This window comes from Blautia coccoides (assembly GCF_034355335.1).
Classification (GTDB): domain Bacteria; phylum Bacillota; class Clostridia; order Lachnospirales; family Lachnospiraceae; genus Blautia; species Blautia producta.
The window spans coordinates 3706508-3717458 of sequence record NZ_CP136422.1 but is presented as its reverse complement, the minus strand read 5'-3'; the positions used below and the strand labels follow the sequence as shown (position 1 = coordinate 3717458).

The 10951-nt window shown below is 44.0% G+C and carries 12 protein-coding genes; 11 read left to right on the top strand and 1 reads right to left on the bottom strand.

Translation table 11 applies throughout. The features are described from left to right. The first annotated feature begins 481 nt into the window (after positions 1–481). Positions 482–1072, top strand: a complete 591-nt coding sequence (locus BLCOC_RS16705; RefSeq protein ID WP_226826896.1) for an LPXTG cell wall anchor domain-containing protein — start codon at positions 482–484, stop codon at positions 1070–1072. A gap of 184 nt (positions 1073–1256) precedes the next feature. On the opposite strand, the gene BLCOC_RS16700 is transcribed toward BLCOC_RS16705, so the two are convergent. After that, a complete protein-coding gene (locus BLCOC_RS16700; protein WP_115622724.1) occupies positions 1257–2432 on the bottom strand; it encodes an ISL3 family transposase in 1176 nt (391 codons plus the stop codon). A gap of 222 nt (positions 2433–2654) precedes the next feature. Between BLCOC_RS16700 and rfbB the strand changes: the two genes are divergently transcribed. The 10 genes from rfbB (at position 2655) to BLCOC_RS16650 (ending at position 10949) form a co-directional block, all read left to right on the top strand. Further along, positions 2655–3680: a dTDP-glucose 4,6-dehydratase gene (gene rfbB / locus BLCOC_RS16695; RefSeq protein WP_029468688.1), complete on the top strand. Its 1026-nt coding sequence runs from the start codon at positions 2655–2657 to the stop codon at positions 3678–3680. Positions 3681–3745: 65 nt separating this feature from the next. Further along, a complete protein-coding gene (locus tag BLCOC_RS16690) occupies positions 3746–4927 on the top strand; it encodes a MerR family transcriptional regulator (protein ID WP_115622818.1) in 1182 nt (393 codons plus the stop codon). A gap of 58 nt (positions 4928–4985) precedes the next feature. Beyond that, complete coding sequence (gene rfbD, locus BLCOC_RS16685; protein ID WP_044911739.1) at positions 4986–5852, top strand: dTDP-4-dehydrorhamnose reductase; 867 nt, start codon at positions 4986–4988, stop codon at positions 5850–5852. Between the two features lie 235 nt (positions 5853–6087). Then, positions 6088–6966: a glucose-1-phosphate thymidylyltransferase RfbA gene (gene rfbA / locus BLCOC_RS16680; protein ID WP_029468691.1), complete on the top strand. Its 879-nt coding sequence runs from the start codon at positions 6088–6090 to the stop codon at positions 6964–6966. 77 nt (positions 6967–7043) lie between these two features. Continuing rightward, the gene (locus BLCOC_RS16675) at positions 7044–7604 is read left to right on the top strand and encodes a VanZ family protein (protein WP_115622817.1); all 561 of its coding nucleotides are present in this window, start codon (positions 7044–7046) and stop codon (positions 7602–7604) included. 255 nt (positions 7605–7859) lie between these two features. After that, on the top strand, positions 7860–8207 hold the full coding sequence (gene rplS / locus BLCOC_RS16670) for a 50S ribosomal protein L19 (RefSeq protein ID WP_018597527.1): 348 nt from the start codon (positions 7860–7862) through the stop codon (positions 8205–8207). A 74-nt stretch (positions 8208–8281) separates the two neighbouring features. After that, complete coding sequence (gene lepB / locus BLCOC_RS16665) at positions 8282–8854, top strand: signal peptidase I (RefSeq protein ID WP_029468693.1); 573 nt, start codon at positions 8282–8284, stop codon at positions 8852–8854. Between the two features lie 19 nt (positions 8855–8873). Next, on the top strand, positions 8874–9713 hold the full coding sequence (ylqF, locus tag BLCOC_RS16660) for a ribosome biogenesis GTPase YlqF (protein ID WP_018597529.1): 840 nt from the start codon (positions 8874–8876) through the stop codon (positions 9711–9713). Between the two features lie 105 nt (positions 9714–9818). After that, a complete protein-coding gene (locus BLCOC_RS16655; RefSeq protein WP_115622816.1) occupies positions 9819–10577 on the top strand; it encodes a ribonuclease HII in 759 nt (252 codons plus the stop codon). Between the two features lie 12 nt (positions 10578–10589). After that, positions 10590–10949 carry a YraN family protein gene (locus BLCOC_RS16650; RefSeq protein WP_115622815.1) on the top strand — a complete coding sequence of 120 codons (360 nt, stop codon included), beginning with the start codon at positions 10590–10592 and terminating at the stop codon, positions 10947–10949. The last annotated feature ends 2 nt before the right edge of the window (positions 10950–10951 follow it).

Here is a 10951-nt window from a genome sequence, read left to right as displayed (position 1 = left end):
TAAGCTATCCTTGACTAAGTGCGCAAATCTTCACGTTTATCAGCGGACAGACATACTGAAAACATATTTTGAAGAAATAAGAACATCCCTCTTATTCAAAATATTCTACAGTTGTCACAGACGGCTTTTCGGAAAACAGGAGAGGTCAGTCTTGAATAAACCGGTGTTATGATAAAGGTGTTTATATGAGTCTGTTTTTGATTTTATTCAGACAGCTTGTTTGCTATAGTCCATTATAAATAGGGTGAAAAATAGGAAAATTTATCCTGAACATGCACATATGGTAGTGCGGAACTGCTGGAACACAATATATCCCCTTGGAGGCGGTTGTGGGGGAAGAGCAGGAAGAATTTGATGCAAATGGTGAAAAATTACAAAAATTATTGATAGAAATGTTTTACAAATTACGAAAGTAGTGTTATAATAACTTCAAGCTTGTTAAATGTAATAAAGCAAGAAGAAACAAAAGGAGGATTTTATCATGAAGAAACTCATTGCTTTAGTGTGCGCAGCTGTTATGACTGTTAGTTCAGCCGTTGCAGTATTCGCACAGCCAAGTGTACAGGTTACAGGTGTTGTAACCAAAGCTCAGGCCGCTACAGATGCTAACGGTAACGCTGTTACTGTTGAATTCAAAGCGATCTCTGAAGAGCACAAAGCAGCAGTTGAGAACATTAAGAAAGAGGAAACTCTGAAAGAGGTTCTCGGCGCAGACTTCAAAGAAGGTATGCAGGTTGTAGATGTTAAAGAAATTTCTGTTCCGGACGGAACAACTTTCCCTGTAACCATCACATTTGAAGTTCCTGGTGTTGTAGAAGGTTCTTCTGTTGCAGTTCTGCACTACAACGGAAGCGCTTGGGAGAAAGTAGAAGCGAAAGCTGGTGCTGGTACAATTACTGCTACCTTCACATCTCTGTCTCCTGTAGCATTTGTTGTTGACAAAGATGCAGCAGCAAAAGCATCCACATCTCCTAAAACAGGTGAAACAAACGTTATGATGTGGACAGGTATCGTAGCTGTTATTGCAGTAGCTGGAATGGCTGTTACATACAAAAAAAGAAGAGAAGCATAATTTATAATGCTTAAGAACCCGGGCGAAAGCTTGGGTTCTTTTTTTGTTTTGGCTCTATGTCAATAGTTGGGGTGGGATTCTTTGAATCCCGCTCCTTTACTACATTTAGGGCCATTTTAATGTTTGGGTCTATAATTCATGTTTTTGGGCATGCCAAATAAGCCTCTTGCCAGTCGTCCGTTTTTTAGATAGAGCAGTGTATAATTCTTGTACGGAATCTATTAAAGTTACGTATTCCGAAAGATAGTCTTTTTAGCACCTTGATTTTATTATTGTAACCTTCAGTAGGACCATTTGTATATTTGTATTTAAAAGCATTTAAAATACCTTCTGACCAGTTTCTATAAGTTTTTGCACAGTTCTCAAACTCGGGTATTCCTGATTTCTCTGCAGACTTAACCCACTCCCAGAAAGCTGTTCGCTGATAGGAGTACTTCTCGCTCTGGCATATCTCATAAAACCATTCCTTAAGAGTATGAGCCAATCTCAAGTCATCGTTATAAAGTAGCATAAGATCGCACGCTTTCTTGTTTTCATCCTTAAGCTTAGCATATCGAGTAAGAATTAACTTTCGGCTGCGTTTATAGTATCTTCTGAGGTTTACAGGCATTGTTTTCTGGAGCCTTTTCCTCACATTTTCAATTGCCCAAGTTACATACCGGATGAAATGATATTTGTCTATAATGATTGTGGCATTAGGGAAGTAAGCTCTTGCTAAGTCTACGTAGGGCTGCCACATATCACAGACAAAGAACTTCACACGGTGGCGCTCAGCTCGGTTTGTTTCTCTGAAATAGGAAATCAAATGGCTCTGCGTTCTGTCCGGTAGGATATCAAGAATACGGTGTTTCTTGGCATCTAAAAGAATACATTGGTACTTTCCGGCGTCTGTATTACCCTTAAATTCATCAATTGATATACACTCTGGAAGAGAGGGTGTAGAATAATTAATGGTGTCCAAAAGTCGGGTAACGGTGTTAACTGAAACATTTGTTGTATCTGCAACGGACTTTATACTCACAAGATTTCTAAGTAGGTCAATTATCTTGTAGGATAAACGTAAAGTCTGCCGTTGATAGGAAGGTAGAAAATGATATTTCTCCATAAATCGTTTACCGCATTTACAGACATATCGCCTTTTCTTAAGTATTAAATATGTATGTTTCATTTGGAACGGTAGATCCTTAATCTTTTGATACCGATAATCATGAATGCGTTTGGTTTGGTTGCCGCACTCAGGACAAGTCTGTAAGGAAGGATCTGTTTGAATAAAAATCTTTACATAATGATCCGCATGCACAACTTTTTTTATTATAACCCCTTCTAAATCTAAGAGATTTTTGGTACAATTAGAGTGCATTTTTGAAACCTCCTTTAAAATGTTAGTTTTGGATGACCGGCATTTTGGGGAGGCTTCTTTTATTTTATAACAAAAAATGAATGTTGAAAATACGTTATTCACATACCCCAACATTCATTATAGAACCTTTGTTTTTAACAAAATGTAAAAAAATCCTTGACAGTGACCTTACGTCACCCTTTATAGTAACCTTATCAGAGAAAAAGTAAAGGAGAATACTATATGAAAGTATTAGTAACAGGCGGTGCCGGTTTTATCGGAGGAAACTTTGTACATCATATGGTGAATAAATACCCGGATTATGAGATTGTGAATTTGGATCTGCTCACCTATGCCGGCAATCTGGAGACTTTGAAACCAGTAGAAGATAAACCAAATTATAAATTTGTCAAAGGTGATATTGCGGATGAACCGTTTATTATGGATCTTTTTGAGAAAGAGAAATTTGACATTGTAGTGAACTTTGCGGCGGAGAGCCATGTGGACCGTTCTATAGAAGACCCGGGAATTTTCGTTCAGACAAACGTTATGGGAACGAGAGTGCTTCTGGATGCTTCCAAAAAATATGGTGTAAAGCGTTACCATCAGGTTTCCACAGATGAGGTTTATGGAGATCTGCCTCTTGACAGACCGGATCTGTTCTTTACAGAGGAGACACCTATACACACTTCAAGCCCGTATTCATCCTCAAAGGCCAGCGCGGACCTCTTTGTACTTGCCTATTACAGAACTTTTGGTTTGCCGGTGACCATATCCAGATGCTCCAACAACTATGGACCATATCATTTTCCGGAAAAACTGATTCCGCTGATGATCAGCCGTGCGCTGGCAGATGAAGAGCTGCCGGTATACGGAAACGGTGAAAATGTGAGAGACTGGCTGCATGTATCAGATCACTGTGAGGCCATTGACCTGATCATCCATAAGGGCAGAGTCGGTGAGGTTTATAATGTGGGCGGCCACAATGAGCGGACCAATCTTCAGGTGGTACAGACCATCCTCAAAGCCCTGAACAAACCGGAAAGTCTGATCAAATATGTAAAAGACCGTCCGGGACATGACATGAGATATGCCATTGATCCCACTAAACTGGAAACAGAGCTTGGATGGAAACCGCAGTATAATTTCGATACAGGAATCGCCCAGACCATCCAGTGGTATCTGGATAATGAAGACTGGTGGAAACACATATTAAGCGGCGAGTATTCCAATTATTTTGACAGTATGTACGGAGAACGTCTGGCATAAGAAGGGATATCTGTGGTCACCGAGCGGACCGCAGTCTGTAAGCAGAGGCAGAATGGAGGGATTCTATGGCGCATTATTATACCACCGGAGAATTTGCCCGTATGGCACATGTGACGATCAGGACGATCCGATATTATGATAATAAAGGGCTTTTAAAACCCAGCTTTGTCAATGAATCGGGATACCGTATGTATTCTGATGAGGATTTTCTAAAACTGCAGAAAATTCTCTCCCTGAAGTATCTGGGATTTTCTTTAAAAGAAATCTCCAATATGACCATCCATGACACCAGTTCCGACATTCTGCAATCTTTGAAAATGCAGATCGATCTGGTGCAGAAGAAAATGGAGAATATGAACCAGATGGAGCATGCACTCCAGAATACCATGCAGATTGTCCAGCAGACAAATCAGATCGACTGGAATGAAATCCTGAATCTGATCCATCTCACAGATATGGAGAAAACGCTGGTGGAGCAGTATAAAAACGGAGCCAACCTGAATATCCGTATCGCCCTCCATGAGCAGTATTCTACTAACCCAAAAGGATGGTTTCCCTGGCTGTATGAACAGATTGATTTTACCGGAGTGCAGAATCTTTTAGAAGTGGGATGCGGCAATGGAGAACTTTGGAAACAGGTTCCCGACAATATACTCCAGGGGAAATATATCTGCTTATCCGATGCGTCGGGAGGAATGGTACATGACGCGGCGGTGAATATTGGCAGAGAAAGAAAAAAGTTTTTTGATTTCAGAGTCCTGGATTGTCAGGAGCTGCCTTTTCCTGATGGTCACTTTCAGCGGGTGGCAGCCAATCATGTGCTATTCTATGTGCAGAATATGGCAAAAGCGCTGGAAGAGATTAGCCGTGTTTTAAGCGGAGACGGAGAGTTTTACTGCAGCACATACGGAACAGGCCATATGCATGAGATTACTGAGCTGGTGCAGGAGTTTGACCCAAGGATTTCTCTGTCGGAAGTGGCTCTGTATAAGCTGTTCGGTCTGGAAAACGGGCAGAAACTGTTGGAGCCGTATTTCTCCTCAGTGGAGAAACGCATGTATGAAGACAGTCTGCGGGTGGACAAGCCGGAGCCGCTGCTCGACTATATTTTATCCTGTCATGGGAATCAGAGTGAGCTTCTGTATCCCAGGCAGAGAGAGTTTAAAAAGTTTTTGGAAGAAAAGATCCGGAGAGATGGAGGCATTTCCATCACAAAGGAAGCGGGGATTTTTATTTGCAGGAAATAGATTTTATCCGCAATTGCCAGGATACCAGACAATTGCGGGAAGAGAAAGGATGAAGGTTATGAGAGTTTTAGTGACAGGTGTAAAAGGACAGTTGGGACACGACGTAATGAATGAATTGGCTAAGAGAGGCCACGTGGGCGTTGGTGTTGATGTAGAGGAGATGGATATTACAGATCCCCAGGCATGCAGAAAAGTGATTGGGGAGGCAGATGTGGAAGCTGTTGTCCACTGTGCCGCTTATACTGCGGTCGATGCCGCCGAGGATAACATAGAGGTCTGCCGGAAAGTGAATGCATACGGCACAGAGAACATTGCGAAGGTTTGCCGGGAACTTGGACTGAAAATGATGTATATCAGCACAGACTATGTGTTTGACGGCGAGGGAACAAGACCCTGGGAACCGGATGATGAGAGAGAGCCTTTAAATGTATATGGACAGACCAAATATGAGGGCGAAGTGGCAGTTACAGACAATGTGGAAAAATTCTTTATTGTGAGGATTGCCTGGGTATTTGGCGTGAACGGTAAGAACTTTATTAAGACTATGCTGAATCTGGGCAAGAACCATACGGATATCAATGTGGTGGAAGACCAGATCGGATCTCCCACTTATACCTATGATTTAGCTGTTCTTCTTGTGGATATGATAGAAACTGAAAAGTACGGCTTCTATCATGCAACCAATGAAGGCCTCTGCAGTTGGTTTGATTTTGCCTCTGAAATATTCCGTCAGGCAGGAATGAATGTAAAGGTACATCCTGTAAGTTCTGAGGAATTTCCGGCAAAGGCAAAAAGGCCTCATAACAGCCGGATGAGCAAAGATAAGCTGGAGGCCAATGGCTTTAACCGCCTTCCCGCATGGCAGGATGCACTGGCCCGTTACCTGCAGACAGAAGAACTGCAGAAGCTGCTTCATGATAATTAATAATATAAGGTAACTATTGGTCTGCCCATTTACTGCGCCGGCCGTAAGAAAACCTTCAGCAGTCAGGCAAAAATCCTATAGACGGCGGTTCTGTGTGGATTTTTGCTTGTAACTGTGAAGGCGCAGTTAAATATGCAGCAAAAGAGGAGGAATACTGACACTGGAAATAAAAAACGGTATTCACGCATCTTTTAACGGAAAATTTAAAATACAGGAAGAAACAGAGGTACAGAGTATGAAGGGAATTATTTTAGCAGGCGGATCAGGAACAAGACTGTATCCACTGACCAAGGTGACATCAAAACAGCTTTTACCTATATATGACAAACCCATGATCTATTATCCGCTGTCCGTACTTATGGAAGCGGGGATCCGTGAGATCCTGATCATATCTACGCCGGAGGATACTCCCAGATTTGAGGCTCTTTTAGGCGATGGACATCAGTTCGGTATTGAGCTGTCTTACGCAGTACAGCCAAGTCCGGACGGACTGGCGCAGGCATTTGTCATCGGTGAGGACTTTATCGGAAATGACGGGGTTGCTATGATCCTGGGCGATAACATTTTCTACGGACATGGTCTGAAAAAGAGGCTGTGTGCTGCCGCTTCCCGCACAGAAGGCGCTACGGTGTTCGGCTATTATGTGGACGATCCGGAGCGGTTCGGAATTGTGGAATTTGACAATGACGGAAAGGCAGTTTCCATTGAAGAAAAACCGGCGCAGCCAAAATCCAATTACTGTGTGACAGGTCTGTATTTCTATGACAACAAAGTGGTAGAATATGCCAAGAATTTGAAGCCTTCTGCAAGGGGAGAGCTGGAGATCACAGACTTGAACAGGATCTATCTGGAGCAGAATGCATTAAATGTGGAACTTCTGGGACAGGGATTCACCTGGCTGGATACAGGGACACATGAGTCACTGGTGGAGGCGACTAACTTTGTAAAGACTATGGAAGACCACCAGCACAGAAAAATCGCCTGCCTGGAGGAGATCGCTTACCATAACAAATGGATCTCCCGTGAAAAGGTTCTGGAAGCATATGAAATTTTGAAAAAGAATGAGTACGGTGCTTATCTGAAAGATGTACTGGATGGAAAATACCTGGTATAGCGGAAGGGAAACACATTCTGAAAACTGCAGAAAAAGGACGCTTTGGTGAGACACTGACAGAATAGGAGTACCTAAAATTGGGACAGTATGCAGAACAGTTGATTCGCTGTGTGATACAGGATGTGGCAGATGTGGGGAAATATTTTTTTGCCGGGCTTGCTGCATTTCTGGCGGTTGGGATTTTTTCTGCTTTGGCAGTAAAAGTACGGGGAGAGAATGGAAAGCGGATCAAAGGCTGCCTGGGAACCGCTGCCATGGCAGGTTACCTTAGTATGCTGCTGTTTATTACCTTCTTGTCAAGAGAGCCGGGAAGCAGGGGTGGAATTGACTGGATTCCCCTTAGTACACTGGGCAGCGGCCCACGGGGGGATGCGTTTGTCCTTGAAAATGTTCTGCTGTTTATACCGTTTGGAGTGTTGCTGCCGGCAGTGTCTGTGAAAATGAGGCGATTTGGGCGCACTTTCGGAGCGGGCTGTATACTCAGCCTCTTCATTGAGTGTATCCAGTTTATCACAAAAAGGGGATATGCCCAGACAGATGATGTGATCACGAATGCGTTGGGAACAGCTTTGGGATATCTCTGCTTCAGCATTTTCTTTCACTTTTTTACTAAAAAAGCTGTGGAAAACGGAAGGTAAGAGGAAATTACAGGCAGGCATAAAGACACCCGGCAGGACGGCGGCTGTCTCGGTAATTTCATGCGCAGGTCTATAAAAACACCTCCCGGGACAGTGACTGTGAAGAGTAACGAACTGTTATCGATTACAGAATATAATAGAAAAAACTGCTTGCAATCTCCAGCCGTTCATAGTATAATTATACTCGTTGTAAAAAAGAGATGGTCCTCTGTTGCTTACTGCATTAAGAACATCCAGAGTATAAGGAGAAAAATCATGAACGAAATTATTAAAAACATCGAAGCTGCTCAGATGAAAGCAGAAGTTCCGCAGTTCAATGTGGGAGATACCGTAAGAGTACACGGTAAGATCAAAGAGGGTAACCGCGAGAGAATCCAGATTTTTGAAGGCGTTGTGCTGAAAAAACAGGGCGGAAGTAATCGCGAGACCTTCACTGTAAGAAAGAATTCCAACGGAATCGGCGTTGAGAAGACATGGCCTCTGCATTCCCCGAATGTAGAAAGAGTGGAAGTTATCAGACGCGGTAAAGTAAGACGTGCGAAACTGAACTACTTAAGACAGCGCGTTGGTAAAGCAGCTAAGGTAAAAGAATTAGTAAAATAATTAATAATGTATAGAAACAGGGACACATACTTATGTATATGTCCCTGTTTCTAAATGGATAAGAGGATGCTGCCATGAAGAAAAAAGAAAGTAAAGGACCGGAGTTTTCCAAAGACGGCAGGATGCGTCCGCTGCTTTTATGGGCATTCGAGATAGCAGTTGTCCTTGTATTGGCTGCAGTGGTGTCCATTTTCTTCTGCCAGACCATTGTCATGCAGGAGGGCGGTATGGAGCCTACTCTGGCTACAGGGGACAAGGTATTGATCAATAAAGTGTCGTACAAGCTGGGAGAACCCAAGAGAGGTGATATCATCGCCTTTAAGAAGGATGCCAAGGAGCACTCCAGTATGCATGTAAAGCGGGTCATCGGCCTGCCGGGGGAAACGGTGCAGATCAAAGACGGGCTGATCCTGATCAATGGGGAGACCTATATGGAAAAGAAAGATTTCCCCAAGATCAGTAATCCGGGTTTGGCAGAGACGCAGATCACACTGGGGAAAAATGAATATTTTGTACTTGGCGACAACCGGAACAACAGCGAAGACAGCCGTTTTGCAGAGGTGGAAAATGTAAAACAGAAATATATAGTGGGCAAAATATGGCTGCGTGTTTTCCCCTTTGGAAAATTTGGTTTTATCAAGAGCTGACAGACAGAGAGGAACAAATATGAATTATCAATGGTATCCTGGACATATGACGAAAGCAAAACGTATGATGCAGGAGAATATAAAGCTGATCGATCTGATCATTGAGGTGGTGGATGCCAGAATCCCTGTCTCCAGCAGAAATCCTGACATTGATGAGCTGGGCAAAAACAAAGCCCGGCTGATCCTGCTGAATAAATCGGATCTGGCGGATGAGAGGCAGAATGAAAAGTGGACACAGTATTTTATGGACAAAGGATTCTGTGTGGTAAAGGCAAATTCCAAGAGCGGAGCAGGCATCCGCCAGGTACTTCCTGTTATCATGGAAGCCTGTAAGGAAAAAATCGAGAGAGACAAGCGAAGAGGAATTAAAAACCGTCCCATCAGAGCCATGGTGGTGGGTATCCCCAATGTGGGAAAATCCACATTTATCAACTCTTTTGCAGGAAAAGCCTGTACCAAAACGGGAAATAAGCCGGGTGTGACAAAAGGAAAACAGTGGATCCGCATCAACAAAAATGTGGAGCTTCTCGACACACCGGGGATTCTCTGGCCAAAATTTGAGGACCAGAGCGTAGGCGCGAAGCTAGCCATGGTTGGCTCTATAAAGGATGAGATCCTGAACCTGGAGGAACTCTCCCTGGAGCTGTTGGGATATCTCCATAAATATTATGAAGGTATCTTAAAGGAGCGCTATGATGTGGAGGAATCCGATGACCGTGTAAAAATGCTGGAGGCTATTGCTGTAAACAGAAATTGTCTGCAGAAGGGCAGCGAACTTGACTATGGAAAGGCGTCCAATATTCTGCTGGAGGAGTTCCGAAACGGAAAAATCGGCAGAATTACGCTGGAACAGGTTTGAAACCCGCAGTAGAATATACTGCACGGCAGTTCAGCACTTCTTGTGATGTGAGAGGCATCTGTGAGATGCTGAACGGTAAGTGTGAAGCAAAGGATGAGACAAAAGATGAAAAGTATTCAGGAAATCCGTGCAGAGTTTCAGAATGCGGCAGAGACAGAGCTGGATGCTCTTTGCCGTGTTTATCTGGAAGATGAGCGGAAAGGCGTACGGGCTCTGATCGAAAAGGTCGAAAAGCGCCGGGAAAGGCTGGAGACGGAGCGGGCACGTATAGAGAAGATGAAAGCCTATGAGTATCAGTATGAGCATTTGGGCTATGTCTGCGGAATTGATGAAGCCGGGAGAGGCCCTCTTGCCGGCCCCGTGGTTGCGGGAGCCGTAATCCTTCCAAAGGACTGCAGTCTCCTCTATTTAAATGATTCCAAGCAGCTCTCAGAGAAAAAGCGGGAAGAGCTGTATGAAGTGATCATGGAAAACGCAGTCAGCGTGGGTGTGGGCTATGCAGGACCTGCCAGAATTGATGAGATCAATATTCTGCAGGCTACATATGAAGCTATGCGGGAGGCGGTTTCCAAACTCACGGTCCGCCCTCAGATCCTTTTGAACGACGCGGTGACCATACCCCGGATGGATATTCCCCAGGTTCCTATTATAAAGGGGGATGCCAAGAGCATTTCTATTGCGGCTGCCAGCATTGTAGCCAAGGTGACCAGGGACAGGCTCATGAAAGAGTATGATAAAGTGATGCCGGAATACGGGTTTGCCTCCCACAAGGGATATGGGGCTGCGTCTCATATAGAAGCCATTAGGAAATACGGCCCGTCTCCCATCCACCGAGCTACTTTTATCAAGAATTTCGTAGACTGAGGATGACAGCATATGAAAAATTCCACAAGAGAAACCGGGACCCGGTATGAAGAGAAGGCGGCTTTGTTTCTGGAGCAGCAGGGATACCGGATCCTGGAGAAAAATTTTCGATGCCGGAAAGGGGAGATAGATCTGATCGCTATGGATCAGGAGTACCTTTGTTTTGTTGAAGTGAAATTCAGGGAAAATTCTGACTGCGGCGGTCCGTTTCTTGCAGTGGATAACAGAAAACAGCGCCGGATATGTCAGACGGCGCTGTTTTATCTTATGAAAAGAGGAATGTCAGAGGATACGCCCTGCAGATTTGATGTGGTGGGGATCACACCGGATGACACGGCACTTATCAAGGACGCGTTTTCTTATCATACATAGAA

What these genes read in the sequence shown, in the direction of transcription:
- BLCOC_RS16705 (WP_226826896.1), top strand. Translation starts at nt 482, where the DNA reads ATGAAGAAACTCATTGCTTTAGTGTGCGCAGCTGTTATGACTGTTAGT.
- BLCOC_RS16700 (WP_115622724.1), bottom strand. Translation starts at nt 2,432, where the DNA reads ATGCACTCTAATTGTACCAAAAATCTCTTAGATTTAGAAGGGGTTATA.
- rfbB (WP_029468688.1), top strand. Translation starts at nt 2,655, where the DNA reads ATGAAAGTATTAGTAACAGGCGGTGCCGGTTTTATCGGAGGAAACTTT.
- BLCOC_RS16690 (WP_115622818.1), top strand. Translation starts at nt 3,746, where the DNA reads ATGGCGCATTATTATACCACCGGAGAATTTGCCCGTATGGCACATGTG.
- rfbD (WP_044911739.1), top strand. Translation starts at nt 4,986, where the DNA reads ATGAGAGTTTTAGTGACAGGTGTAAAAGGACAGTTGGGACACGACGTA.
- rfbA (WP_029468691.1), top strand. Translation starts at nt 6,088, where the DNA reads ATGAAGGGAATTATTTTAGCAGGCGGATCAGGAACAAGACTGTATCCA.
- rplS (WP_018597527.1), top strand. Translation starts at nt 7,860, where the DNA reads ATGAACGAAATTATTAAAAACATCGAAGCTGCTCAGATGAAAGCAGAA.
- lepB (WP_029468693.1), top strand. Translation starts at nt 8,282, where the DNA reads ATGAAGAAAAAAGAAAGTAAAGGACCGGAGTTTTCCAAAGACGGCAGG.
- ylqF (WP_018597529.1), top strand. Translation starts at nt 8,874, where the DNA reads ATGAATTATCAATGGTATCCTGGACATATGACGAAAGCAAAACGTATG.
- BLCOC_RS16655 (WP_115622816.1), top strand. Translation starts at nt 9,819, where the DNA reads ATGAAAAGTATTCAGGAAATCCGTGCAGAGTTTCAGAATGCGGCAGAG.
- BLCOC_RS16650 (WP_115622815.1), top strand. Translation starts at nt 10,590, where the DNA reads ATGAAAAATTCCACAAGAGAAACCGGGACCCGGTATGAAGAGAAGGCG.